The organism is Microbispora sp. CL1-1 (genome assembly GCF_012034195.1).
Lineage (GTDB): Bacteria > Actinomycetota > Actinomycetes > Streptosporangiales > Streptosporangiaceae > Microbispora.
The window spans coordinates 86,253-111,864 of sequence record NZ_JAATEK010000016.1; the positions used below are offsets into that span (position 1 = coordinate 86,253).

Genomic DNA, 25,612 nt, shown 5'->3' on the forward strand with positions numbered 1-25,612 from the left:
CCCCGCTACGATCAGACCCCATGGAACAGCGCGTGTTGGGCAGGACGGGCAGGCAGGTCGGCGTGGTCGGGCTGGGAGCGTGGCAGCTCGGGGCCGACTGGGGCGAGGTGAGCGAGGCCGACGCGTTGGCCACTCTCAACGCCGCGGTCGACGCGGGGACCACCCTCATCGACACGGCCGACGTGTACGGCGACGGCCGCAGCGAGAAGATCATCGGGAAGCTCATCAAGGAGCGGCCCGGCCTGACCGTGGCCACCAAGATGGGCCGCAGGGTGCAGCAGACGCCCGACGTCTACACGCTGGACAACTTCCGCGCCTGGACCGACCGCTCCCGGGCCAACCTGGGCGTCGACACGCTCGACCTGGTGCAGCTCCACTGCCCGCCGAGCGCCGTCTTCGAGACCGACGAGGTCTTCGACGCGCTCGACACGCTGGTCGCCGAGGGCCGCATCGCCGCGTACGGCGTGAGCGTCGAGACGGTGGCCGAGGCGCTGACCGCGATCGCGCGCCCCGGCGTGGCGACCGTGCAGATCATCCTCAACGCCTTCCGGCTCAAGCCGCTGGACGAGGTCCTGCCCGCCGCGGAGAAGGCCGGAGTCGGCATCATCGCCCGGGTGCCGCTGGCGAGCGGCCTGCTGTCGGGCAAGTACGGCCCGCAGACGGTCTTCGGCGAGGACGACCACCGCAACTTCAACCGTCAGGGCGAGGCGTTCGACGTCGGCGAGACCTTCTCCGGCGTCGAGTACGGCGTGGGCCTCCAGGCGGTCGAGCGGCTGCGTGGTCTCGTGCCCGAGGGCATGACGATGGCGCAGTTCGCCCTGCGCTGGATCATCGACCAGCCCGGGGTCAGCGTCGTGATCCCCGGTGCCCGCAACCCCGGACAGGCCGAGGCCAACGCCGCGGCGGCGCAGTTCCCGCCGCTGCCGGCCGAGACCCACGACGCGGTCCGCCAGGTCTACGACGACCTGATCCGCCCGCAGGTCCACCACCGCTGGTGACGGCCCGGCCGGTGTAGCCGGGTTCCACCGGGCGCCCAAGTGGGGCCGGAGCGCATCCGATCAGGGGGACGCGCTCGAATGACCCTACGTGGAGACGTGGGAGGCCGCACGGAAGAACGCGGCGAAGAGCGCGGCCAAGGCTGATGGCACGCCACCCGAACGGCGCGGAGCCCGGCCGCCCCGGCGTTCGTCGAGCGGGCCGGAACTCCCCGGAGCGCCCTCCGGCCCGTCACCCGGCCCATCACCCGGCCCGTCACCCGGCCCGTCACCCGGCCCATCACCAGGGCCGTCGTCCGGAGCGTCCTCCGGGATGTCGTCCGAGCCGGAAGCGCCGCGGACGCCCCGCCCGGCGGGCGCGTGGCCGAACGCGGCCGGCGTGGTCGCGCTGGCCGCGATGGTGGCCGCCCAGATCGCGACGGGACTGCGGCCCCAGGACCCGCGCCTCACCACCGCGGTCGTGGTGCTGCTCGCGGTGGGCGCGCTCGCCTTCGCGGCGGCGGCGTACACCCCGCGCAGGGCGGCGGGCGCGTTCACGGCGGCGGTGGCGGCCGGTTATGCCGCCGAATGGATCGGCACCAGGACGGGCCTGCCCTTCGGCGACTACCGCTACACCGACGTTCTGTGGCCGCGGCCGGGCGGCGTCCCGCTGATCGTCGCCATCGCCTGGGGCGGCATGGGTCTGGCCGCACACGCCGTCGCCCGCCGCGTGGCGCCGCGCGGCCGGATGGCGCCGATCCTCGCCGGAGCCCTGGCGCTCACCGCGTGGGACCTGTTCCTCGACCCGCAGATGCTCGGGCTCGGGCTGTGGGTCTGGGCGGAGCCGGGACCCTACCGCGGGGTCCCGCTCACCAACTTCGCCGGCTGGCTGCTGGTCTCCTTCCTGGTCATGGCGCTGCTCGACCGCATCACCGGCCGTCCCGCCGCCGACCGGCCCGTGACCGGCGCCGAGGCGGCGGGGACGACCGGGCTCGTCGCGCTCTACACGGTCATGGCGCTGATGGAGACCGTCGGCTTCGCCGTGGTCTTCCGGCCGCCCGATCCGTTCGTGGCCGCCGCCGGAGGGCTCGCGATGGGCGCCTTCGCCCTGCTCGCCTGGGGGTGCGCATGGCGGAGGTGATCGTGGTCGGGGGCGGCGTCGGCGGCATGGTGGCCGCTCTGCTGCTCGCGCGGGACGGGCACGACGTGCGGATCCACGAGCGGCTGCCCCGGCTCGGCGGCAAGCTGGCCGAGCACAGGCGAGACGGCTTCACGTTCTCGATCGGCCCCTCGCTCCTCACGCTGCCCGGCCTCTTCCTCGACCTCGGCGTGCCGCTCGACCTGCTCGAACTCGACGAGCTGTGCCGGTATCGCTTCGCGGACGGCTCGACCCTGTCCACCTACCGCGACCCGGGGCGTACGGCGGAGGCGGTGGACCGGCTCGCGCCCGGCGAGGGCCGGGGCTGGCGGGCCTTCCACCGCTGGGCCGAGCGCTGCCTGGACGCCTCCACGCGCACCTTCTTCGCGGGCCCGCTGTCCGGGCCCGTCGTAGAGCCGCCGTTCCGGCCGGGCGGTCGCCCGTCGGGCGGCCCGTCGGGCGGCCCTGCCGGTGGGCGGCCGGGCAGACCCCTCCCACGCCCCCGGCCGGGCGACCTGCTCGCGGTCGCGCCGGGCCGCACCCTGCACGGTCTCGCGTGCCGCTTCTTCCGGGACCCCCGTCTGCGCCAGTACGCCGGCCGCTACGCCACCTACGCCGGCTCGAACCCCTACCGTGCGCCCGCCGCCCTGGGCTGCGTCCCCGCCATCGAGCACGGTGACGGCGGATGGTACGTGCGGGGCGGGCTGCCCCGCCTCGCCGAGGCGCTGGCCGCCTCGCTCGACAAGGCGGGCGTCGAGGTCCGGCTGGAGACCGAGATCACCGAGATCCTCGCCGACGCGGAGCGGGTCGTCGGCGTCCGTACGGCTCCCGGCGAGGTGGTCAGGGCCGACATCGTGATCGTCAACGCCGACGCGGCCGCCCTGTACGGGCGGCTCCTGCCCGACCGCACCCGGCTGCGCCGCATCGCCCGGCTGGGCCTGTCGTCGTCCGCCTTCCTGATGCTCGCCGCCGTGGAGGGGCGGACCGAGGGCCTGCCGCATCATTCGGTGGTGTTCTCCGCCGACTATCGGCGCGAGTTCGGCGACATCTTCGAGCGGCGGCGTCCGCCGGAGGATCCCACGGTCTACATCGGCTGCCCAGCGGTGACGGACGACACCCAGGCTCCCCCCGGCGCGGAGAGCTGGAGCATGCTGGTGAACGTCCCGGCCGGCGACCCCGCGCGCTGGCCTAGGCCGCCCGAGGCGTACGCGGAGCTGGTGCTCGAACGGCTGGCGAGCCGGGGGCACGACCTGTCCGGACGGCTGCGCTTCCTCGACCTGCTGACCCCGGCCGACCTGCGGGACCGGTACGGCGCGTGGGGCGGGGCGATCTACGGGGGCGCGTACGGCGGGCCGTTCGCCCCGTTCCGCCGCCCCGGCAACCGGGGGCCACGGCGCGGGCTCTACCTCGTCGGCGGGTCCGTGCATCCGGGAGGCGGGCTGCCCCTGGTGGCCATGGGCGGGCGGATCGTGGCCGCCTTGGTGCGCGGCGACTTCCCCCGTTCCGCCCGGCACCCGGGTAAGGCAGCCCGGTGAAGGCCGAGGCGACCACGACGACCGGAAAACCCGCTCCGCGGCGGCCACGGGCCGGGGCCGCCGCGCGCGTGCTCGCCGTGGCCCAGGCCGTCGCGGCCGTCGTCGTGCTGGCGCGGCTCGCGCGTGGTCGCCGGCGCCTCCCTCCGCTCACCGCGCCCGCGCCCGGGGAATTCCCCGGTGACGCGCCCCCGGGCGGTGTCGCCGGCCGGGCGGCGTGGATCGGCGGGGGCACGACATCAGGCGGCGGAAAACCGGGTGCCGGAAGTCCGGGGATCTCGGTGGTCATCCCGGCCAGGGACGAGGAGCGGCGGCTCGGCCCCTGCCTGCGGGCGGTCCTGGCCGATCCCGCCGTCACCGAGGTGATCGTGGTGGACGACGAGTCCTCGGACGGCACCGCCCGGCTCGCCGCCGCGTACGGGGCGACGGTGGTGCGCGGACGCCCGCTGCCGGAGGGCTGGGTGGGCAAGCAGTGGGCGCTGCACCAGGGGCTGGAGGAGGCACACGGCGAGATCGTGGTCACCCTGGACGCCGACACCCGGCCCCGGCCCGGCCTGTTCGGCGCGCTCGCCGCCGCACTCGCGGAGCACGACCTGGTCAGCGCGGGCCCGCGCTTCGTCTGCGACGGCCTCGCCGAGCAGGCGTTGCACGCGTCGTTCCTCGCCACGCTGGTCTACCGGTTCGGCCCGATCGGGCCGCCGGTCCCGCCGCCGCCCCACCGGGTGGTCGCGAACGGCCAGTGCCTGGCCTTCCGGCGTGAGGCGATGCGGCGGGCCGACGGCTTCGCCCGCGTGCGCGGCCACATGACCGACGACGTCGCCCTCGCACGGGCCCTGGCCGCCGACGGCTGGAGGGTCGGCTTCCTCGACGCGGGCGGCTTGCTGGAGGTGGACATGCACGAGTCGGCGGCCGAGGCGTGGCGGGAGTGGGGGCGCTCGCTGCCGCTGCGCGACGTCACCCGCCCCGCCTGGCAGGCGGCCGATCTCGCCGTCGTCTGGCTCGCCGCCGCGCTGCCCGCGCTCCGCCTGGCCGCCGGGCGGCCGACCCGGCTCGACCTGGCGCTGCTCGCCGTACGGTTGCTGCTCGCCACCGCGCTGCGGCGCAGCTACGCCCGGCCCGGCGCGGGCGTGCTGCTGTCGTTCCTGCTCGATCCGGCCACCGCCGTACGGCTCACGCAGGCGACGCTGCGGCCGGTCAGGACCTGGCGGAGCCGCGCGTACGGCCTGGGCCGCGCCGACGCCGTCACGTGCGGCGCGCGGCCAGGGCCGCCTGACCGAACCGCAGCCCGATGAGGCACATCAGCGCGCCGGTCGCGGCGACGTGGCCGATCGGCGCGAACGGCAGTTGCAGCAGCGGGATCGCGAAGACCCCGGCCCTGGCCCCGATCGCGAACGACCGGGTGAGCAGGAACGTCACCCCCATTACGGCGAGCGCGAGCAGGAACGCGGGCGGGCAGATCACCGCGATGCCACCGGTGAAGGTCAGCACCGACCGCCCGCCGCGGAACCCGGCGAAGACCGGCCAGGCGTGCCCGATCATCGCGGCCCCCACGGCCAGGTACGCCGCCGGGGCGCTCGGCCCGGCGACCACTCCCGGCCCGGTCGTGTGCCCGCCCGCCGCCAGCAGCCCGAGCAGCCCGGCGAGCACGCCCTTGGCCATGTCACCGGCGAAGACCGGCACGGACGCCCGGCGGCCGAGCCGTTCGCGCACGTTCCAGAAGCCGGGGTTGCGGTCGCCCACCTCCCGGGGATCGACTCCTCGCCGTCCCGCGACCAGCACCGCCACCGGAATCGAGCCGAGAAGGTAGCCGCCGATGAGCGCCACCAGCATGGGGACGAGCGGCGGGAGCGTCGTCACGTTCCACCTCCACAGATACGCCGGCCGGGGGGCGATGCGTCACATGGCCTTCGACCGTCCGGTGCTGCGCCGCACCGGGGGGCTGCTGTTCTGGCGGCTGCTCGGCACGGGCCGGGGGCCGTCGACGACCCTCGGCGCCGACCTGCGCCGCTGGGCGCTGCTCGCCGTCTGGCGGGACGAGCAGGCGGCGGAGGAGTTCCTGGCCCGCTCGCCGATCCCCGGCAGGTGGCGGCGCGAGGCGGTCGAGACCTGGCACGTACGGCTCGCGCCGATGGCATCGCGCGGACGCTGGAACGGCGTCGAGCCGTTCGTGCCCGTGACGGGCGGCCCCGGCGACGAGCCGCACCGCGGCCCGGTGGCGGTGCTGACCCGGGCGTCGATCCGGCCGTCGCGGCTGCCGGCGTTCTACCGGTCCGCACCCGCCGTCGACCGGTCGCTGCGGGCACAGGGGGGCTGCCTCGCCTCCGTCGGGCTGGGGGAGTGGCCGGTCGCCAGGCAGGCCACCTTCTCGCTGTGGCGCGACGCCGCCGCCGTACGCGCGTTCGCCTACGCCGGGCGGGCGCACCGCGAGGTCGTCGCGCGGGTCCGTGCCCACGACTGGTACTCCGAGGAGCTGTTCGCCCGGTTCGTCCCCTACGCGAGCGAGGGCACCTGGGACGGGCGCGACCCCCTCCGCGATTCGCCTGCCGATCGCTGAGCGATCCCGCAGGCCGGGACAAGCTCGTGAGCGCAGGAGGTCACCGCCCGGGGTGGATGGCGAGCCGGTCGCCGAGCCGGGCCACGATCTCGCCCACGGCCAGGTCGCGCGCCACCACGCAGGCCCTGGCGATGGTCGCGGCGCGGGAGGAGCCGTGCGCCACGACGACGGTGCGGGTGAGCCCGAGCAGGGCCGCGCCGCCGTGCGTCTCTGGGGCGTAGCGCCGCGCCACCCGCCCGAGGCAGTCGGTCGCGCCCACGTCCTGCGCCGCCACGAGGGCGAGCGTGGCGCGCACGGTCCCCTCCACGTTCTTCAGCACGATGTTGCCGGTGAAGCCGTCGGTGACGATCACGTCGACGGCCCCGGTGAGCACGTCGCCGCCCTCGACGGTGCCGTGGAAACGCAGCGGCAGGCCCCGCAGCAGGGTCTCGGCCCGGCGGGTCAGCCGGTTGCCCTTGCCGGGCTCCGCGCCGATCGACAGCAGCCCGACGCGCGGGTCGGCCACGCCCAGCACGAGTTGCGCGTACGACGCCCCGAGCAGCGCGAACTGGGCGATCATCTCGGGCGTCGGGTCCACCGTCGCGCCGGCGTCGATCAGCACGGTGGCGCCGCCCGCCGTCGTCGGCAGCGCCACGGCCAGCGCGGGACGCAGCACGGCGGGCGCGGTGCCCAGCCGGTCGACCGCGCAGGCGACCACGGCGCCCGTGGACCCCGCCGACACGAAGGCCGCGCCGGCCCCCTCCCGTACGAGATCGAAGCCGACGGCCAGGCTGGAGCTTCCCATGCGGACCGCGCCCGCGCCCCGCTCGGTCATCGGGACGACGTCGGCGGCGTGCGCGACGTCGATCTCGCCCGCCGCCCCGAGCCGGGCCAGCTCCGCGTGCACGACCCCGGCCTGGCCGACGAGGACGACCGGCACGCCGTGCTCCCGCCACGCCGCGACCGCGCCCCGCACGATCTCCGCGGGCCCGTGGTCTCCGCCCATGGCGTCCACGACGACCGGCCGGGAGGCCGCGTCCGGCTCGCGGGCGGGGATCCTCGGCCCCGGCACCGGACCGGGGCCCGCCGTGGCGCTCGCAGGGGCGCCCGGTGTGGCGCCCGGTGTGGCGCCCGGTGTGGCCTCCTGCCCGGGAGCCACGTCAGGCCACCCCCACGCGGAGCTCGGCCTGCGCGGCGGCGCGCGCGGCCAGCAGGTGCCTGCCGAAGATCGCGAGCCTGCGCCGCCGTCCGACCCTGGCCCGCCTCGCCAGCACGTCGTGCCCGGCCGCCTCGACCTCGTCCAGGATGCCGCCGTACAGCTCGTACGCCGCCCTGATGCACGGCCGCGACGACGGCGCGAGCAGCTCGATCCCCTCACGGGCCCGCCTGTAGTGGTCGCGGGCGCGGTCGCACTCGTAGGCCACCAGCTCCCGCACCGCGGGAGTGGCGTACGGCGCGGCCAGGTCGGCCTCGGTCACGCCGAACTTGTCCAGATCCGACAGCGGCAGGTAGACGCGGCCCCGCGCCAGGTCCTCGCGGACGTCGCGGATGAAGTTCGTGAGCTGGAAGGCCAGCCCGAGCTGGCGGGCGGGCTCGCGGGCCCGTGCCTCCTCGCCCGGCAGGGCCTCCAGCACCGGCAGCATCATCGTCCCGATGACCGCGGCCGATCCCTCCATGTAGCCCAGCAGGTCGTCGTACGTCGCGTACCGGTCCACGGTGAGGTCGGCGCGCATCGACGCGAGGAACGCCCGCACGTCGGCCTGGTCGATCCCGAACGCCCGCACCGTGTGCGTGAACGCGGGGAGCACGGGATCGTGGACGCGGTCGCCGTCCAGCGCGGCGGCGAGCCGGGAGGACAGGCGCTCCAGCGCCGCGGCCCGGTCGCCGGTCATCGCGAGCGAGTCGACGATCTCGTCGGCGTAGCGGGCGAAGCCGTACAACGCGTGGACGTGCGGCCGTTTCCAGGCGGGCAGCAGGCGGGTGGCCAGGTAGTACGAGCGGCCGTAGCTCGCGTGCAGCCTGCGGCACCGCTCGTAGCCGGCCGTCAGCGTCGCGGCCGACGCCAGGGACGGCGTGCTCAGCGTGCTCATGGGGTGCTCTCCAGGATGCGTTCGGCGGCCAGGCGGCCGGAGATCAGGACGGGGGGCACTCCGACACCGGGAGCCGTGTACATACCGGCGAAGTGGAGGCCGGGGACCCGCCGGGCCGCGCCGGACGGGCGGAACCACGCGGTCTGGGTGAACCGGGCGTCGAGCGCGAAGGGCGTGCCGGCCGAGTGGCCGCGCCGCCGCCATCCGGGGGGATCGAACACCAGCCGGGGCGCGCCGGACAGATCGCCATATCCGAGGTCGGCGAGCCGGCTCGTCATGCGGTCCACGAGACGGGGGGTGAGTGAGGCCCAGTCGGCGCCGCTGCGGGTGTTCGGGGTGGGTTCCAGCACGCTGAGCACGGCCGGGCGATGGTCGTGCCGCCCGTGAGTATCAGGCCCGGGGTCGGGGGCGTGGTCGTCCGCGCAGGTCACCAGCAGGCTCGGGTCCGGCTGTGGCCTGCCCGCATCGAGCGCCGCGAACGTCGGCTCCCACTCCCGCCCGAAGTGCAGCGTGTGATGGGCCTGGCCGTCCGGGCGCCGGTCGAGCGCGAAGTGCGCCACCAGGCACGAAGGGGAGAAACGGGGCCGGCGCAGCCGCCAGTCGGCCGCCTCCTCCGGCAGCAGGCCGTCGCCGCCCTTCCGGCCGTGCGCCCGGACCAGGTCGCAGGCCACCACGGCGTGCCGGGCGGCGAGCCGTTCGCCGGTGTCGAGGCGCACCGCGACGACCCCCGCGCCGTCGGTCTCGATCCGCGTGGCCCGCACGCCGTAGCGGAAGACCGCCCCGGCCTTCTCCGCGGCGGCGGCCATGGCCCGGGGGACGGCGTGCATGCCGCCCTCCCGGGGGAAGTAGACCCCGCCGACCGTGTCCATGTGGGCGATCACCGCGTACACGCCGAGGGCGCGGCGCGGCGACAGGCCGACGTACAGCGCCTGGAACGTGTGCGCCCTGATCAGCCGTTCGTCGGTGAGGTGACGCCGCACGAGCCCGTCGAGCCGGCGGAAGCCGCCGAGCGCGGCCAGCCGCGCCAGCGCGTACGGCCGGGCCAGCGCGCCCAGCCGGGTCATGTCCCGGTCGATGAACGTGCTCCACTCGGCCTCGAACAGCTCTCCCAGCAGATGCCGGAACCGCAGGTAGCGCCGGGCCTCCTCGGGCCCGCACAGCGCCCGCACCCGCTCGGCCATCGCGTCGGCCCCCGCCACCACGTCGAGCCGCGATCCGTCGTGGAAGGTCAGCCGGTAGTACGGGTCGAGCCGCCGCAGCGGGAGCCAGCGCTCCAGATCCTGCCCGGCGGACGCGAAGGTGTCGGCCAGCACCCCCGGCATGGTCAGCACCGATGGGCCGGTGTCGACGCGGTGCGGGCCCAGGGCCGCCGTGCCGCAGCAGCCGCCCGGCACGTCGGCGGCCTCCACGACCGTCACCTCGCGGCCCGCCCCGGCCAGGCGCATCGCGGCGGACAGGCCGCCCAGCCCGGCGCCGATCACCACGACCGGCCCGCCCGCGCTCATCGGCGCGCCCCATCGGGAGCGGGATCGGCGGAGCCACCCGAAGCCGGCGCCTCGCCGGTCCCCGGAAGCGGGTCCGGCGGCGCCGCTCCCGGGTGGTCCGCCCGCTCGGGCGCCGGCGTCAGGAGGCAGGATCGCTTGCCCGGGAGCAGGTCGGCCCCGGCGGGCTGGGTCAACGTCGGCATGCGCACTGCTCCTCGGATCGTTACGGTGATCGGCGGCGCCGTCAGTAGAGTTTTCGCGCCCGCCCGCTCCGGCGGTTGCATCCGTGCCGGGCGCCCGGGCCGAAACAAGGTCAGGGGCGGGCACGGAGCCGCGCGCGGGGCCGCGGCGACGACCGGACGGGGTGAGCACGTGACGCGCGAGGGCGGGCCGGCGGCCGGTGAGAACCCGGGTGCCGGCGAGGAACCGGGCTACGGCATCGGGGCCGTCTCCCGGCGGCTCGGCGTGCCCGCGTCCACGCTGCGCACGTGGAACCTCCGATATGGCATCGGCCCGAGCAGGCGCAGCCCCGGCGGGCACCGCCGCTACGACGACGCGGACCTGCGCCGTCTGCAGGAGATGAACCGGCTGATCCGGACCGGCATGCCGCCGGCCGACGCCGCCAGGCAGGCGCTGCGGACGCGGCCCGCCTCCGGGGAGCGGCCGTCGCGGGAGAGGGCTCCCACCACGGCCACGCCGCCCGGGCCGTCGGACTCCCCGGCGCAGGCGCACTCCCCGAGGTCGTCCGAGTTCTCCAGGCCGTCCGAGTTCTCCAGGCCGTCCGGGCTCTCCAGGCCGCCGGAGAGCGCGGCGCCGCCCGCCTCCGCCGCACGCGCGGGCGGGGAGCCCGGACTGCCGTCGGCGGTCATGCTGGCCCGGGCGGCGGCGGCGCTGGACGTCGCGACCGTGAGCGCGGCGCTGGACACGGCGCTGGCCGCGCACGGCGTGGTGTGGACCTGGGAGCGGCTCGTGCTGCCGGTGTTCGCGGCCGTCACCCGCAGGCAGCGCGACACGGGCGCCGGGATCGACGTCGAGCACCTGTTCTCCGACCGGCTCCAGGCCGCGCTGGCGCGGTTCGCGGCGCGTGCGCCCTCGCCCGTGCATCCCCGTCCTGTCCTGCTGGCCGGTGCGGAGGAGGAGCAGCACGCGCTGCCGATCCACGCGCTGGCCGCCGCGCTCGGCGCGCTCGGGGTGGAGACCCGCGTGCTCGGGGCGCGCACGCCGTACGCCGCGCTGGCGGACGCGATGCGCCGTCTCGGTCCCGCGGCGGTGTTCGTGTGGTCGCAGATCCGGGAGACGGGCGATCCGGCCCCGCTGGCGGGTCTGCCGGGGCTGCGTCCCGCCTGCCGCGTCGTGGCCGGCGGTCCCGGATGGTGGGACGGCCTGCCTACGCATGTCATCCGGGTGAACACGTTTCGTGACGCCATCTCGGCGGTAATGACCACTCTGCGGTGATTCTGCGCCTTTGATGCGTTTTTGAACCAGCCTTCGGCCCCCATGGTTGTCCGCTTCGAACGTGGGCAGCTATGAATAGGTTTTGAATAGGTTTGTGGCCGAAGGGGGCCCGATGGAGGAGACCCTGGAGTTCCGCCTAGCCGCGGGGGACATCGGAGCGCTCGGGGAGTGCTACCGGGTGCATTCCCCGGCCGTGCGCTCCTACCTGCACAGACTCGTGCCACCCCAGGACGTGGAGGACGTGCTCCAGGTCGTCTTCACCGAGGTGTGGCGCTTCCGCCACCGATTCGACCCGGCCCGGAGCCTCCCCGCCTGGCTGTTCGGCATCGCCCGCAACCGGGCGGTGGACCACCTGCGGGCGCGTACGCCCGCCACGGTGCCGCTGGAGGCGGTCCCCGACCCCACGGGCCACGACGGGCGGATGGTCGGCGACGAGCTCGCCGACCGCGACCGGATCCGCCGCGCGCTGGCAGCGCTGCCCCAGGTGCAGCGCCAGGCGATCGAGCTGGCCTACTACGCAGACCTGACCCAGCGGGAGATCGCCGAGCACCTGCACGTCCCGCTCGGCACGGTCAAGGCGCGTACGGCACGCGGCCTGCACCGCCTGTCCACCCTGCTGCGACCGGCGGCCTGATCACGCGTCTTGAACGCGGTCGCGGGGGCAGAGGGAAGACCCATGAGACGCACATCGAAGAAGACGCTGCTGGGCACGGCCCTCGCCGTGACCGCCGCCGCCACTGTAGGCGGCCTGTCCACCGACGCCCGCTCCGGCTGGTACGCCCGCCTGCGCAAGCCCTCCTGGCAGCCGCCGCCACAGGCGTTCGGCCTGGTCTGGACGCCGTTGTACGCCTCGATCGCCTACGCCTCCGCCCGCGCGCTGTCGCGGGCGGACGACGGCTCCCGGCCGGCCCTGCGGCGGGCGCTCGCGGCGAACCTCATGCTCAACACGGCCTGGACGCCACTGTTCTTCAGGGCGCGCAACCCCCGCCTCGCGCTCGCCGAGATCCTCGTGCTCAACGTGTCGAACGCGCTGCTGACCCGCCGCCTTCTGCGCGAGGACCGCACGGCCGGGCTCCTGCTGCTGCCGTACGCCGGGTGGACGGTCTTCGCCACCGCGCTCAACGCCGCCATCGCGCGGCGCAACCCGAAGAACTGAACCGGCCACCCCCCGCACCGCGCCCGGCCGACCACCCCCCGCCGACCACCTCCTACCGGCCTCCCCGGGCCGGAGAGGTGGCCTCGGGCCGTGGTCACTGGGGGGACCACTACTGAGCGGTGACGTCGAGCGCGCGGAAGCGCTCGGCCTCCTCGGCCCGCCGGCACTCGAAGGCGGACAGGATCGTGTCGAGGATCTCGCCGAACTGCCGCACCTGGCCGGGGGTGAGGGGATCGAACAGCACCTGGCGGACCTCCTCGACGTGGCCCGGCGCCGCCTCCGCGAGCGCGGCGAAGCCTTCGTCGGTGAGCTCGGCGACGGTCGTGCGCCGGTCCTCCGGCCGCTTGACCCGCCGCACCCAGCCCTTCTCCTCCAGCCGGGAGACGGCGTGCGACAGGCGGCTGACCGAATACTGGAGCATGGCGGACAGCTCCGTCATCGTCATGGTCCGCCCGGGCGACTCCGAGAGCACCACGAGGATCATGTAGTAGGCGTGCGGCATGCCCGAGTCGCGCTGCAACTGCCGTTCGAGGGCCTCCTGCAGGAGCTGGCTCGTCCGCAGATAGGCACGCCAGATGCGCTGCTCGTCCTCGTCGAGCCAACGGGTGCCGGACATGCGGCCAAGACTACCGGTCGGTCGGCACGCTGATTTGCGGGCGAAAGACCCTGGTTCGGCCGCTCCCGCTGGGAAAGTGTCAGGGGCATGGACGCATACGGGAACATCGACGCCTACTGGCGGGCCGCGAACTATCTGTCCGTCGGCCAGATCTACCTGATGGACAACCCGCTGCTGACCGAGCCGCTCAGTCCCGAGCACATCAAACCGCGGCTCCTCGGCCACTGGGGCACCACGCCCGGGCTCAACTTCTGCTTCGCCCACCTCAACCGGATCATCCGGGAGCGCGGCCAGGACATGATCTACATCGCCGGCCCCGGTCACGGCGGACCGGCGGCGGTCGCCCACGCGTGGCTCGAAGGCACCTACACCGAGCGCTACCCCCACATCACCCAGGACGCCGAGGGCATGCGCAGGCTCTTCCGCCAGTTCTCCTTCCCCGGTGGCATTCCCAGCCACGTCGCCCCCGAGACTCCGGGCTCCATCCACGAGGGCGGCGAGCTCGGCTACGCCCTCTCCCACGCGTACGGCGCGGCCTTCGACAACCCCGGCCTGGCGGTGGCCTGCATCGTCGGCGACGGCGAGGCCGAGACCGGCCCGCTCGCCACCGGCTGGCACTCCAACAAGTTCCTCAACCGGGACACCGACGGGGTGGTCCTGCCGATCCTCCACCTGAACGGCTACAAGATCGCCAACCCCACCGTGCTGGCCAGGATCCCCGAGGACGAGCTGGTCAAGCTCTTCGAGGGGTACGGCTACCGCCCCCACATCGTCTCCGGGCATGAACCGGCCGAGATGCACGGGCTCATGGCCGCGACCCTCGACACCGTCTTCGACGAGCTGGCCGACCGCGGCCCGCTGCCGATGATCATCCTGCGTACGCCGAAGGGCTGGACCGGGCCACGCGAGGTCGACGGGCTCCCGGTCGAGGGCACCTGGCGGGCCCACCAGGTGCCGCTCGCCGGTGTGCGCGACAACCCGGCGCACCTGGCGATGCTGGAGGAGTGGATGCGCTCCTACCGGCCGGAGGAGCTGTTCGACGCCGCCGGGCGGCCGGTCGAGGCGATCACGCGGACGGTGCCGGACGGGCCGCTGCGGATGAGCGCCAGCCCGCACGCCAACGGCGGTGAGCTGCTGCGCCCGCTCGTGCTGCCCGACTTCCGCGACTACGCGGTCGAGGTCAAGGCCCCGGCGGCGGCCTCCAGCGAGCCGACCCGCGTCCTCGGGACGTTCCTGCGCGACGTCATCGCGGCCAACCCGGAGAACTTCCGGCTGCTCGGCCCCGACGAGACCGCCTCCAACCGCCTGTCCGCCGTCTACGAGGCGACGGGCAAGGAGTGGGAGGCCGCACTGCTGCCGACCGACGAGAACCTCGGCCCGGGCGGCAGGGTCATGGAGGTGCTCAGCGAGCACCAGTGCCAGGGCTGGCTGGAGGGCTACCTGCTCACCGGCCGGCACGGGCTGTTCAACTGCTACGAGGCGTTCATCCACATCGTGGACGCGATGTTCAACCAGCACGCCAAGTGGCTGGAGTCCTCCCGCAAGATCCCCTGGCGCCGGCCGGTCGCCTCGCTCAACTACCTGCTGTCGTCGCACGTCTGGCGCCAGGACCACAACGGCTTCAGCCACCAGGACCCCGGCTTCCTCGACGTCGTCGCCAACAAGAAGGCCGAGGTCGTCCGCGTCTACCTGCCGCCGGACGCCAACACCCTGCTGTCGGTCGCCGACCACTGCCTGCGCTCGCGCGACTACGTCAACGTCGTCGTCGCCGGCAAGCAGCCCGTGCTCGACCTGATGAGCATGGACGAGGCCGTCGTCCACTGCACCCGCGGGCTGGGCATCCTGCCCTGGGCGTCCACCGACGAGGGCACCGACCCCGACGTCGTGCTCGCCTGCGCCGGCGACGTGCCCACGCTGGAGACCCTCGCCGCCGCCGCGCTGCTCCGCGAGCACCTGCCCGAGCTGCGGATCCGCGTGGTCAACGTGGTCGACCTCATGCGGCTGCAGCCCGCCTCCGAGCACCCGCACGGCCTGCCCGACGCCGAGTTCGACGCGCTGTTCACCACGGACAAGCCGATCATCTTCGACTTCCACGGCTATCCGTGGCTGATCCACCGCCTGACCTACCGCCGTACGGGGCACGACAACCTGCACGTGCGCGGCTACAAGGAGGAGGGCACCACGACCACGCCGTTCGACATGGCGATGCTCAACGACATCGACCGCTTCCATCTGGTGATGGACGTGATCGACCGGGTGCCCGGCCTGGGCAGCCGTGCGGCCCACCTGCGCCAGCGCATGGCCGACGCCCGCCTGCGCGCCCGCGCCCACACCCGCGAGTTCGGCGAGGACCCCGCCGAGATCCGCGACTGGACCTGGCCCTGTTAGATCGTGTTCACGGAGGGACGACCCGTCTCCGGCCGCCGGCCCGGCACGGAAGATCACGCGGGGGCGGCGGATGCGCGCCATTATTGGGCGGCGTCACCGGTAGCATCGGATGCGACCGGAGCCGTCGCCTCGCGTGCGCGCGGCCCCCGAGATCCATGCGCCGAACCTGTCCTAAGGAGCCACCGTGTCCGCCGCCCTTGAGATACGCATCACCCTCGCCGGAGCCGAGCGCGTGGTGGCGGCGGGTACGACGGCCGGGGAGGCGCTCGGCGCCGACGGCAGGTCGGTGATCGCCGCCCGGATCAACGGCGAGCTGCGCGACCTGGCCACCGAGGTCGCCGAGGGCGACGCGGTCGAGCCGGTCGCGATCGACAGCCCCGACGGCCGCGCCATCCTGCGCCACTCCACCGCGCACGTCATGGCCCAGGCCGTCCAGGAGATCTTCCCCGAGGCGAAGCTCGGCATCGGCCCGCCGGTCGAGAACGGCTTCTACTACGACTTCGACGTCCGGGAGCCGTTCACCCCCGACGACCTCAAGCGCATCGAGAAGCGCATGCGCGAGATCGTCAAGCAGGGGCAGACCTTCCGCCGCCGCCCGGTGGGCGACGACGAGGCCCGCGAGGAGCTCGCCGCCGAGCCGTACAAGCTGGAGCTGATCGGGCTCAAGGGCGGCGCGGCCGAGTCCACCGAGGGCGCGAACGTCGAGGTCGGCGGCGGCCAGCTCACCATCTACGACAACCTCGACCCCAAGACGGGCGAGCTGTGCTGGAAGGACCTGTGCCGCGGGCCCCACCTGCCCAGCACCCGGGTCATCCCGGCCTTCAAGCTCATGCGGTCCGGCGGCGCCTACTGGCGGGGCAGCGAGAAGAACCCGCAGCTCCAGCGCATCTACGGCACCGCCTGGGAGTCGCGGGAGAAGCAGGACGAATACCTCCACCTCCTGGAGGAGGCCGAGAAGCGCGACCACCGCAAGCTGGGCGCCGAGCTCGACCTGTTCTCGTTCCCCGACGAGCTGGGCTCCGGCCTGCCGGTGTTCCACCCCAAGGGCGGCGTGATCCGCCGGGTGATGGAGGACTACTCCCGCCGCCGGCACGAGGAGGCGGGCTACTCCTTCGTCAACACCCCGCACATCACGAAGGACAACCTGTACAAGATCTCCGGCCACCTCGACTGGTACGCCGACGGCATGTTCCCTCCCATGGAGCTGGAGGGCGCGCGCTACTACCTCAAGCCGATGAACTGCCCGATGCACAACCTGATCTTCAGGGCGCGCGGGCGGTCCTACCGTGAGCTGCCGCTGCGGCTGTTCGAGTTCGGCACGGTCTACCGCTACGAGAAGTCGGGCGTCGTGCACGGCCTCACCCGCGTACGCGGCCTGACCCAGGACGACGCGCACATCTACTGCACCCGCGAGCAGATGCGCGATGAGCTCACCTCGCTGCTGCGCTTCGTGCTCGACCTGCTGCGCGACTACGGCCTGGAGGACTTCTACCTGGAGCTGTCCACCAAGGACCCGGAGAAGTTCGTCGGCTCCGACGAGACCTGGGAGGAGGCCACCCAGACCCTGCGGGAGGTGGCCGAGTCCGAGAAGCTGGAGCTGGTCCTCGACCCGGGCGGCGCGGCCTTCTACGGCCCCAAGATCTCGGTGCAGGCCCGGGACGCGATCGGCCGGTCGTGGCAGATGTCGACCATCCAGCTCGACTTCAACCTGCCGGAGCGCTTCGGGCTGGAATACCAGGCCCCCGACGGCACCCGGCAGCGGCCCGTCATGATCCACCGGGCGCTGTTCGGCTCGATCGAGCGTTTCTTCGGCGTGCTGGTCGAGCACTACGCGGGCGCGTTCCCCGCGTGGCTCGCCCCGGTGCAGGTCGTCGGCATCCCGATCGCCGACGCCCACGTGCCCTACCTGCAGGACGTCGCCAAGCGGCTGCGTGAGCACGGCATCCGGGTCGAGGTCGACGAGAGCGACGACCGCATGCAGAAGAAGATCCGCAACGCCCAGAAGGCGAAGGTGCCCTACATGCTCCTCGCGGGCGACGACGACATCGCCGCGGGCGCGGTCTCGTTCCGCTACCGCAGCGGCGAGCAGAAGAACGCCGTGCCGATCGACCAGGCGATCGAGGAGATCGTGGACGCCGTCCGCCGCCGCGTCCAGGTCTGACCGCTCACACGGAGAACGCGGGGGCCCCACCCGGGGCTCCCGCGTTCGCGTTGCCGGCAGGGACGGCCAGTACGGCCAAGGGGTCTCCCGGCGCGCGCCAGAGGCGTCCCCGGGGCCGGGGGCGGTCATGGCCCGGGGCGTCTCAGGGGCGGCCGGCTCAGGACGCCTGGGCGGCCTCGGCGGGGGAGTCCTCACCAGGGAGACGGACGTCGTCGACGGTCACGTTGACCTCGACCACGTGCATGCCGAGCATCCGGCTCACCGAGCGGGCGACGTTGACCTTGACCTCGGTGGCGACGTCCATCACCACGTGGCCGTACACGATGACGATGGTCACGTCGATGGAGACCTGCTGATCCTGGATCTTGGCTGCCACGCCCTGCGTCGCCCGCTTGGAGCCCACGCCGATGCGGTCGCGTACGGATTCAAAGGCGCGTTCGAGGTCGCCGCCCAGGTCGGCGACGCCGGGGATCTCCAGGGCGGCCAGCGCGGCGACCTTCTCCACGACCTCGTCGGCGACCTTGATCCGGCCCTTGAGCACGTTGGCGGTCGGCGCCTCGGGCCTCGGCGTCGGCGCGGACGGCTCAGGCTCCGGCCTCGGCTCCGCCCGATCGGCCGCCGCTTCCGCCGGCACGTCGGCCGGGTCGCCGAGGCTCTCCCCGGCGTACGCGCCGGTCGGCTCTTCCACTCGCTCCTCGACGACTGCGGCCTCGCTCATGTGACGGCTCCTCGGGGGTCTGGGCGTCCGGCAGGTGCATTCTGCCCCATGATCGAGCAGGTCGTCCGGCCTCCGCGGATATCGGTCGCGGCCCTGGCGCAACCCGGCCGGTGAGAGGAGATCCGCGAGGTCATATGCTGCTGCCGGTGTCGTTTTTCGCGCACAGCACCGTGCAGATCGGTGCCGGTGCACGTGCCGCCGGCGCGGAGGCGGCGGCGCCGTGAACAACGGCGGCGCCGTGAACAACAGCAGCACCGGGGACAACGGGAGCGGAGGAGATCGCGGACGTGGACTCAGAGCCGATCGAGCAGGCGGGCGCCGGGATTCCCGACAGCTTCCAGCGCCTGTGGACCCCGCACCGGATGGCCTACATCAAGGGCGAGAACAAGCCCAGCGGCTCCGGCGCGGATGACGGCTGCCCGTTCTGTGAGATTCCCAAGCTCTCCGACGAGGACGGCCTGATCGTGGCCCGGGGCTCGGCCGTGTTCGCCGTGCTCAACCTCTATCCGTACAACTCGGGGCACCTGATGGTCTGCCCCTACCGGCACGTGTCCGACTACGCCGACCTCGACGGGCCCGAGACGGCGGAGCTGGCCGAGTTCACCAAGCGCGCGACGCAGGCGCTGCGCAAGGCGAGCGGGGCGCAGGGCTTCAACGTCGGCATGAACCTGGGCAGTGTGGCGGGCGCGGGCATCGCCGCCCACCTCCATCAGCACGTCGTGCCGAGGTGGGGCGGCGACACCAACTTCATGCCGGTGGTGGGACGCACCAAGGTGCTGCCGCAGCTGCTGCGCGACACGCGCGACCTGCTCGCGGAGGCCTGGCCCGCCGCCTCCTGACGACTCCCCGGCACCGGCCGGAACCGGCCGGGAGCCAGGGCCCGGACGGCGTCAGGCCGTCGCGGGGCTCGGCGGCGTGCCCGGTGATCCGGCGGCGGCCGGGACGGGCTCGCCGTGCTGCAGGGCGCGGATGCCGGCGCTGAGCACGAGCGGCACGGCCAGGGCCAGCGCCATGGACAGCACCGCGGCCCCCGAGTCGTTGACGAGCATGCCGACCAGGCCGCTCACGAGCGCGCCGAGCAGGCCCGCCTTGAGCATGGGCGCCCGTTCGAACGCGATCGGCAGCACGCCGGCGCTCGCCGCCCCCGGCCGCAGCAGCGCGAAGACGAGGAACGCGAACGCGGCGAGCACCACGGGCATCAGGTTCGGGCTGAGCAGCGTGGAGAGCATCGCGCCGAGCTTGCGGGAGATCACCGGCAGGAACGTGCCGTCGGCCACCTGTCCCACGAAGCGGCCCAGGTGCGTCTGGCTGGCCGGGGGCCGCAGGTAGTCGAGGTAGGCGATGGCCATCACCAGGGCGCCGCCTCCGGCGCAGAAGGCGCCCAGCTTGACGATCGACACCCGCTTGCCCGCCACGATCAGCGCGGTGACCGCGATGCCCGGGACGAAGGCGATGACGCCGCCGAAGTCGCTGCCCACCCCGGGCCAGCCGTCGAGCAGCATGGCGAACGCCCCGAGGGCCGTGACCAGGGCCACCGCGAGGGCCTTGCGGCCCACTCGGACCAGCCGGTCGGCGGCGGCCGTGGTGACGAGCAGCACTGCCGTGGCGAGCAGCGCGAAGGGGATGTTGCCCAGGCCGTAGTAGCGGGCCCCGACCACGCCGGTGTAGCCCATCAGGCTGTTGAGCTGCAGGGGCGTGCCGGTCAGCAGGTCGCCGAGCAGCACGGCCGCGGTCGCCGCCGCGATCACGGTCAGCGGGCCGAGCACGCCCCGCCGCCACGGTCCGGCGAGGGCCACCACGGTCAGCGCCGCGGCGATCGCCGCGATCGAGGCGAAGAGCGTGACCGCGGGCTGTGCCGTACGGGCCCACGGGGTGAGGTTGACCAGGTAGGTCGAGACGGGAATCGAGGCGAGCGCCACGGCGGCGGCCCGTACGGCGGGCAGCCCGTCGCGGCGGCGCAGCAGCAGGAACGCGGTGACGTAGAAGACCACCTGGAGCATGGCGAGCGAGGTGAAGAAGACGCCGGTCGCGTCGCGGATCGTCTGCCCCGCGACGTCGGCGGCGCGCAGGGCCTCGACGCGCTCGTCCAGGGTCCCGTCCGCCGCATGGGTCTCGACCGGCACGCCGACGACGACGGGAGGAGCGGCCACCCCGGTCCTGGCCAGGATCGTGGCGGTGAGATCCGGGACGATGACCATGTCGTCCCGATGGGTGGACCGGGCGCCGAGCGCCCACGCGGCGCCGCTGGAAGCGCGGCTGGAGGTGCCGCTGGAGGTGCCGCTGTCCGGGCCGCGCAGCATGGCGGTCCTGAGGTGGGGGACCGAGCCGTGGTCGGAGAGCCCGGCGACCAGCACCGTCGCCGGTCCGAGCTGCGGCAGGAACGACCCGAGCTTCGCGTCGGCCGCCCGGGCCGCGGCCCGGCGCGCGTCGTCGGACAGGCTCTCGGGCACCTCGCTCATCCGGTCGCCGGAGACGTACGGGGAGATGAGGTCGGGGATCTCCACGGCGACCACGTCGCCGCGCGACCACTGCGTGACCTCGGCGGGGGAGGGGGCGTAGAGGTCCACCCGGCCCTCGCGGTCGGCGAGCGCGAGCGCCGCTCCCGGGCCGACGGCCATCGTCGTCCGCCCGGCCGCGTGCAGGGCCTGCCCCAGCGTGCCCGCGGCGTCCTGCTCGCGCACCTCCCACAGCCAGGAGAACTCGGGGACGACCGCGCCCTCGCCGTCGGCCTTGGGAGTGGGGGCCATGCCGCACGCTCCCCCCACCGCCGACCGCACCCCGGCCGAGACCGTGAGCCAGGCGTCGTACGGGCAGGTGTCCTTGCGTACGGCCCGCACCGACAGGGACCCGAGGGCGGACTCGCCGGCGAGCCGCCAGAGGTTCGGGGTGCCGGCCGGGGTCACGTCGCTCCACATCAGGCCGGGGATGCCGACGAGCACGACGCGTTCACCGGCCGCCGTCGGGACCCGTTCGGCCACCCGTTCGGCCACCCGTTCGGCCGCCCGTACACCGGCCGTGGTCGCCGCCCCGGACGCGAGCCCGGAGGCCGCGGCGGGAGCGGCGGCCAGCACCGACACGCCGAACACGACGGCGACGAGCGCGCGCCTCACCCACGTGTCACTCACCGGCGACCCCCATGTCTTCGTACGCGCAGCCCAGTCGCGCAATCCTGTACGCGCAGTCCCCGTACGTGATCTTGAAAAATCTCGCGACCACGCTACCGGACCCGCTGACGGCCGCGCAGCAATCCGCGACCGGCCCGTTCCCGCAGGCCCCCAAGGGGCACTGCCGAGGTCAGGCCGCCCGGGTGGCAGGGCTCTCGTTGCCGAGGCGGTCGACGGCGGTGACGTAGTAGGTGCCGGGGGCTCCGGCGGCGTACGACGGGGCCTGGGACGCCGGGACGACGGCCACCAGGTTGCGCGCGTCCGCGGTGGCGCAGGAGGCGTCCTTGCCCGTCACCCGGTAGATCCCGTACGACTGGGCGCCCGGCTGGGCCTGCCACGTCAGCGTCCCGCCGGCCGCCTTCACCCCGCGCGGAGCGGCGGGCGCGGACCCCTGGCGGAGCACCGGCGGCAGCGCCGGGCGGGCGTAGTGGCTCTTCACGATCCGGTCGAGCACGCCCAGCGGGTTCTTCACCAGTTGCGCGGCACTGAAGTAGACGTCGCCCGAGATCTCGGGATATTTGCGGTTCAGCGTGAGATGAGCGGGCAGCTCGCCCGCCCTGGTCCAGGCCGGGGTGTCGGCGGTGCCCACCCGATAGAGGGCCTGCCCGATGAAGAGGTCCACGTCGGTGCCCTTCACCGCGTCGGCCCACCACTTGGCGAGCACGGTGTAGTCGGCCGCGGCGAAGCCCCGGGGCCAGTAGAGCTGGGGCATCACGTAGTCGACCGAGCCCGCCTTGATCCACGCCCTGGCGTCCGCGTAGATCGAGTCGTAGGCCGACATGCCCTTGGTGGCCGAGCCCGCCGGGTCCTCGGCCTTGTTGCGCCAGATGCCGAACGGGCTGATCCCGAAGACCGCGTACGGCCTGGCCGCGTGCACCGCCTGCGAGACCTGGGCGACGAGCTGGTTCACGTTGCGCCGCCGCCAGTCGGCCAGCGTCAGGCCCTTGCCGTACTTCTTGTACGCCGCCTGGTCGGCGAACCGCGTCCCCTGGCCGGGGTAGGGGTAGAAGTAGTCGTCGAAGTGGACGCCGTCGACGTCGTAGCGCGTGACGACGTCCGTCACGACCTTGGTCACCCAGTCGCGCACCTGCGGCAGGCCGGGGTTGTAGTAGAGCTTGCCCTCGTGCTTGACGGTCCAGTCCGGGTGCAGGCGCGCCGGGTGCCCGGCGGGCAGCTTCGAGGTGGCCGAGTCGGCCGCCCGGTAGGGGTTGAACCACGCGTGGAACTGCAGGCCGCGCTTGTGGGCCTCGTCCACCAGGAACGGCAGCGGGTCCCAGCCCGGGTCCCTGCCCGCCGTGCCGGTGAGCCACTGCGACCACGGCTCGAGCGACGAGCGGTAGACCGCGTCCGAGGCGGGCCGCACCTGGAAGAACACCGCGTTCAGGCGCCGCTTGACCGCGTTGTCGAGGATTTTCAGATATTCGGCCTTCTGTCGCTCGGGCGGCAGTCCCGGCTTCGACGGCCAGTCGAGATTGTGCACGGTGGCGATCCAGACGCCGCGAAGCTGGCGCTTGGGGTATTTCACGCTGGTGGCGCAGGAGCCCGCCGCGGTGAGCGTCTGCGCCTCGACCTGCTCCCGTGCCGCCTTCGCCGGCGCCGCCGTACTTCCGGCCTTCGCGGCGGCCTTGTCCGCGCCGACCTGCTCGGCCTGAGCGCCGGGGCCGAACGTGTAGGCGGCTCCGACGGCGACGGCGGCGATGACGGTGGTCGCGATCAACGGGCGGACGACCTGTCTCCGCTCGGTCACGTGGCTTCCCCCATGATTTGCCAGTAAGTCAGGCCATAAGTCTTACATCGGCAAAAGAGCGGTTTAGCCAGAAAAACGAAATGAATTTGTGATGCGGAAGTGACGCGGGGCACCTCGTGGGGCTCCCCGGGCCCCGGGCACGCGAAACCCCGCCCGAGGAGACAGTGCCGTTGAGCTGGGCGGACCCCGGCGGGCGGGAGGCGGGCCGCCGGAGTCCGCGAACCGTTCCGGCCGCTACTCGCTCGCGGCGGCGACCTTGTCGGCGAGGTGGGCGGGCAGCGGCTCGTACCGCAGGAAGGAGCGGCTGAACGTGCCCGTCCCGTGGGACAGCGAGCGCAGGTCGATCGCGTACCGCGTGATCTCCAGCTGCGGCACCTCGGCGCGCACCAGCGTGCGGCCCGTGCCCACCGGCTCGGTGCCGAGCACCCTGCCGCGCCGGGAGGACAGATCGGACATCACGGCTCCGACGTAGTCGTCGGACACGAGCACCGACACCTCGTCCACCGGTTCGAGCAGGTGCGTCGCCACCTTGGACGCGGCGTCCTTGAGCGCGAGCTGCCCGGCGATCTGGAAGGCCATGTCGGAGGAGTCGACCGAGTGGGCCTTGCCGTCGTAGAGCGTCACGCGGACGTCGACCATCGGGTAGCCGGCGACGACCCCGCGCTCCATCTGGGCCCGCACGCCCTTCTCCACCGACGGGATGAACTGCCTCGGCACCACGCCGCCCACGATCTTGTCGACGAACTCGAACCCGCCGCCCGACGGCAGCGGCTCGACCTCTATGTGGCAGATCGCGTACTGTCCGTGGCCGCCGGTCTGCTTGACGTTGCGCCCCATGCCCTGCGCCTTTCCGGCGAACGTCTCCCGCAGCGGCACCCGCAGGTCGATCTTCTCGACCTCGACCCCGTGCCGCTTGGCCAGGCGGTCGAGCAGGACGTCGGAGTGCGCCTCGCCCATGCACCACAGCACGAGCTGGCGGGTCTCGGCGTTGTTCTCCAGCCGCAGCGTCGGGTCCTCCGCCACCAGGCGGCTCAGGGCCTGGCTGAGCTTGTCCTCGTCGGCCTTCGACTTCGCCCTGATGGCGACCGGCAGCAGCGGCTCCGGCATGGTCCACGCCTCGACCAGCAGCGGGTCGCCCTTGTCCGAGAGCGTGTCGCCCGTCTCGGTGTGCGACAGCTTGGCGACCGCGCAGATGTCCCCGGCGACGCACTTGCCCACGGTCCGTTGCATCTTGCCGAGCGGCGACGACAGGGCGCCCACCCGCTCGTCGACGTCGTGGTCCTCGTGCCCCCGTTCGGCCAGGCCGTGACCCGACACGTGCACCGTCATGTCCGGCCGCAGCGTGCCCGAGAAGACCCGGACCAGGCTGATCCGCCCGACGTACGGATCGCTCGTGGTCTTCACGACCTCGGCCACGAGCGGGCCGTCCGGGTCGGCGGTGCACTCCCTGCACGGCTTGCCGTCGATCGAGGTGATCTTGGGCAGCGGGTGCTCCAGGGGTGAGGGGAAGCCCTGCGTGACGATCTCCAGCAGCTCAAGCATGCCGACGCCGGGCGCCGTGGCGAGCACCGGATAGAAGCCGGCCCGGGCGACCGCCTTCTCCAGGTCGTCGATGAGCACCTTGGTGTCGATCGTCTCGCCGGAGAGGTAACGGTCCATGAGGGACTCGTCCTCGCTCTCCTGGATGATCCCCTCGATGAGGTCGCCGCGATACTGCTCGATGAGCGCGAGCTGGCCGGCGTCGGGCTCCCGCTCGGTCCTGCGCCCGCCGGTGTAGTCGAACAGCCGCTGCGACAGCAGGCCGAGCAGCCCGGTGCCGTTCACCGGCAGGTAGAGCGGCGCCACCCCGTCGCCGAACACGTCCTGGCAGGTGGCGAGCACCTCGTCGAAGTTGGCGCGCTGGTGGTCGATCTTGGTGATGACCACGGCGCGGGGCATCCCCACGAGCGCGCACTCCTCCCAGAGCATGCGCGTGAGCCCGTCCACACCCTCGGCGGCGGAGACGACGAACAGCGCCGCGTCGGCCGCGCGCAGGCCGGCCCGCAGGTCGCCGACGAAGTCGGCGTACCCGGGGGTGTCCAAGAAGTTGATTTTGATGCCGTTGTGGACGACGGGAGCGACCGACAGGTTGACGGAGCGCTGCTGGCGCACCTCCACCTCGTCGAAGTCGCTGACCGTGGTGCCGTCCTCGACCCGGCCGGGGCGCTGGATGGTGCCCGTCTCCGCGAGCAGCGCCTCGACCAGCGTGGTCTTCCCGGCCCCGGAATGGCCGACCAGCACGACATTGCGCACCATGTCCGGCCGATCGGCCGCGGGTGCCCTGCCCGCGGCCCCTGTTGTCGCGCCGGTTGATCTTTCGGCCACATCGCCTCCCGAATCTCTGAGCGGTCGGGATGGGCACGTGGCACGCACCCCGCGCCGGCCGCTCTGCCGTCGCTGTCCGCGCCCGGGGGCCT

20 protein-coding genes are annotated in these 25,612 nt (G+C 73.6%); 11 read left to right on the forward strand and 9 right to left on the reverse strand.

What is annotated here, in order from left to right:
- Positions 1 to 20 precede the first annotated feature (20 nt).
- From HCK04_RS20060 to HCK04_RS20075, 4 genes are all read left to right on the forward strand, one after another.
- Entirely contained in the window at positions 21 to 998 is a 978-nt protein-coding gene (locus tag HCK04_RS20060; protein ID WP_142648912.1) for an aldo/keto reductase, read from the forward strand.
- Positions 999 to 1,308: 310 nt separating this feature from the next.
- Positions 1,309 to 2,115 carry a carotenoid biosynthesis protein gene (locus HCK04_RS20065; protein ID WP_142648913.1) on the forward strand — a complete coding sequence of 269 codons (807 nt, stop codon included), beginning with the start codon at positions 1,309 to 1,311 and terminating at the stop codon, positions 2,113 to 2,115.
- Positions 2,103 to 3,647 (forward strand): FAD-dependent oxidoreductase, encoded by a 1,545-nt coding sequence (locus tag HCK04_RS20070; RefSeq protein ID WP_168066091.1) that lies wholly within the window; start codon positions 2,103 to 2,105, stop codon positions 3,645 to 3,647. Before HCK04_RS20065 ends, HCK04_RS20070 begins: the two co-directional genes overlap by 13 nt.
- The gene (locus HCK04_RS20075) at positions 3,644 to 4,936 is read left to right on the forward strand and encodes a glycosyltransferase family 2 protein (protein ID WP_142648914.1); all 1,293 of its coding nucleotides are present in this window, start codon (positions 3,644 to 3,646) and stop codon (positions 4,934 to 4,936) included. The genes HCK04_RS20070 and HCK04_RS20075 overlap by 4 nt, the downstream gene beginning before the upstream one ends.
- Here HCK04_RS20075 and HCK04_RS20080 read toward each other — a convergent pair.
- Positions 4,887 to 5,501: a glycerol-3-phosphate acyltransferase gene (locus HCK04_RS20080; protein WP_260617340.1), complete on the reverse strand. Its 615-nt coding sequence runs from the start codon at positions 5,499 to 5,501 to the stop codon at positions 4,887 to 4,889. The genes HCK04_RS20075 and HCK04_RS20080 overlap by 50 nt on opposite strands.
- Here HCK04_RS20080 and HCK04_RS20085 point away from each other — a divergent pair.
- Positions 5,458 to 6,198 carry a spheroidene monooxygenase gene (locus tag HCK04_RS20085; protein WP_240971620.1) on the forward strand — a complete coding sequence of 247 codons (741 nt, stop codon included), beginning with the start codon at positions 5,458 to 5,460 and terminating at the stop codon, positions 6,196 to 6,198. The genes HCK04_RS20080 and HCK04_RS20085 overlap by 44 nt on opposite strands.
- Before the next feature lie 40 nt (positions 6,199 to 6,238).
- Here HCK04_RS20085 and plsX read toward each other — a convergent pair whose 3' ends face one another.
- From plsX to crtI, 3 genes are read right to left on the reverse strand one after another with little or no spacing between them, the layout of a single operon-like run.
- Complete coding sequence (gene plsX, locus HCK04_RS20090) at positions 6,239 to 7,336, reverse strand: phosphate acyltransferase PlsX (protein ID WP_260617341.1); 1,098 nt, start codon at positions 7,334 to 7,336, stop codon at positions 6,239 to 6,241.
- A 1-nt stretch (position 7,337) separates the two neighbouring features.
- A complete protein-coding gene (locus tag HCK04_RS20095) occupies positions 7,338 to 8,267 on the reverse strand; it encodes a phytoene/squalene synthase family protein (RefSeq protein ID WP_142648915.1) in 930 nt (309 codons plus the stop codon).
- Positions 8,264 to 9,772 carry a phytoene desaturase family protein gene (crtI, locus tag HCK04_RS20100; RefSeq protein WP_142648916.1) on the reverse strand — a complete coding sequence of 503 codons (1,509 nt, stop codon included), beginning with the start codon at positions 9,770 to 9,772 and terminating at the stop codon, positions 8,264 to 8,266. The genes HCK04_RS20095 and crtI overlap by 4 nt, the downstream gene beginning before the upstream one ends.
- A 351-nt stretch (positions 9,773 to 10,123) precedes the next feature.
- Between crtI and HCK04_RS20105 the strand changes: the two genes are divergently transcribed.
- The 3 genes from HCK04_RS20105 to HCK04_RS20115 all read left to right on the forward strand — a co-directional run bounded on the left by HCK04_RS20105 (position 10,124) and on the right by HCK04_RS20115 (position 12,362).
- Positions 10,124 to 11,206 carry a MerR family transcriptional regulator gene (locus HCK04_RS20105; protein WP_260617342.1) on the forward strand — a complete coding sequence of 361 codons (1,083 nt, stop codon included), beginning with the start codon at positions 10,124 to 10,126 and terminating at the stop codon, positions 11,204 to 11,206.
- A 112-nt stretch (positions 11,207 to 11,318) separates the two neighbouring features.
- Positions 11,319 to 11,840 (forward strand): sigma-70 family RNA polymerase sigma factor, encoded by a 522-nt coding sequence (locus tag HCK04_RS20110; protein ID WP_142648917.1) that lies wholly within the window; start codon positions 11,319 to 11,321, stop codon positions 11,838 to 11,840.
- 42 nt (positions 11,841 to 11,882) lie between these two features.
- Positions 11,883 to 12,362 (forward strand): TspO/MBR family protein, encoded by a 480-nt coding sequence (locus tag HCK04_RS20115; RefSeq protein ID WP_142648918.1) that lies wholly within the window; start codon positions 11,883 to 11,885, stop codon positions 12,360 to 12,362.
- A gap of 109 nt (positions 12,363 to 12,471) precedes the next feature.
- Here HCK04_RS20115 and HCK04_RS20120 read toward each other — a convergent pair whose 3' ends face one another.
- Entirely contained in the window at positions 12,472 to 12,978 is a 507-nt protein-coding gene (locus HCK04_RS20120) for a MarR family transcriptional regulator (protein WP_142648919.1), read from the reverse strand.
- Between the two features lie 87 nt (positions 12,979 to 13,065).
- Between HCK04_RS20120 and HCK04_RS20125 the strand changes: the two genes are divergently transcribed.
- Positions 13,066 to 15,366 (forward strand): phosphoketolase family protein, encoded by a 2,301-nt coding sequence (locus HCK04_RS20125; RefSeq protein ID WP_142648920.1) that lies wholly within the window; start codon positions 13,066 to 13,068, stop codon positions 15,364 to 15,366.
- Between the two features lie 184 nt (positions 15,367 to 15,550).
- Positions 15,551 to 17,527 carry a threonine--tRNA ligase gene (gene thrS / locus HCK04_RS20130; RefSeq protein ID WP_142648921.1) on the forward strand — a complete coding sequence of 659 codons (1,977 nt, stop codon included), beginning with the start codon at positions 15,551 to 15,553 and terminating at the stop codon, positions 17,525 to 17,527.
- Positions 17,528 to 17,684: 157 nt separating this feature from the next.
- On the opposite strand, the gene HCK04_RS20135 is transcribed toward thrS, so the two are convergent.
- Positions 17,685 to 18,245: an Asp23/Gls24 family envelope stress response protein gene (locus HCK04_RS20135; protein ID WP_142648922.1), complete on the reverse strand. Its 561-nt coding sequence runs from the start codon at positions 18,243 to 18,245 to the stop codon at positions 17,685 to 17,687.
- A gap of 287 nt (positions 18,246 to 18,532) precedes the next feature.
- Here HCK04_RS20135 and HCK04_RS20140 point away from each other — a divergent pair, with 287 nt between their 5' ends.
- Entirely contained in the window at positions 18,533 to 19,084 is a 552-nt protein-coding gene (locus HCK04_RS20140) for an HIT domain-containing protein (protein ID WP_221889943.1), read from the forward strand.
- 51 nt (positions 19,085 to 19,135) lie between these two features.
- On the opposite strand, the gene HCK04_RS20145 is transcribed toward HCK04_RS20140, so the two are convergent.
- The 3 genes from HCK04_RS20145 to HCK04_RS20155 all read right to left on the reverse strand — a co-directional run bounded on the left by HCK04_RS20145 (position 19,136) and on the right by HCK04_RS20155 (position 25,520).
- Positions 19,136 to 21,370 (reverse strand): hypothetical protein, encoded by a 2,235-nt coding sequence (locus tag HCK04_RS20145; protein ID WP_142648924.1) that lies wholly within the window; start codon positions 21,368 to 21,370, stop codon positions 19,136 to 19,138.
- A gap of 169 nt (positions 21,371 to 21,539) precedes the next feature.
- Positions 21,540 to 23,156, reverse strand: a complete 1,617-nt coding sequence (locus HCK04_RS20150; RefSeq protein ID WP_142648925.1) for a family 10 glycosylhydrolase — start codon at positions 23,154 to 23,156, stop codon at positions 21,540 to 21,542.
- A 234-nt stretch (positions 23,157 to 23,390) separates the two neighbouring features.
- Positions 23,391 to 25,520, reverse strand: coding sequence for an elongation factor G-like protein EF-G2 (locus tag HCK04_RS20155; RefSeq protein WP_142648926.1), 2,130 nt, complete (start codon positions 25,518 to 25,520; stop codon positions 23,391 to 23,393).
- Positions 25,521 to 25,612 lie beyond the last annotated feature (92 nt).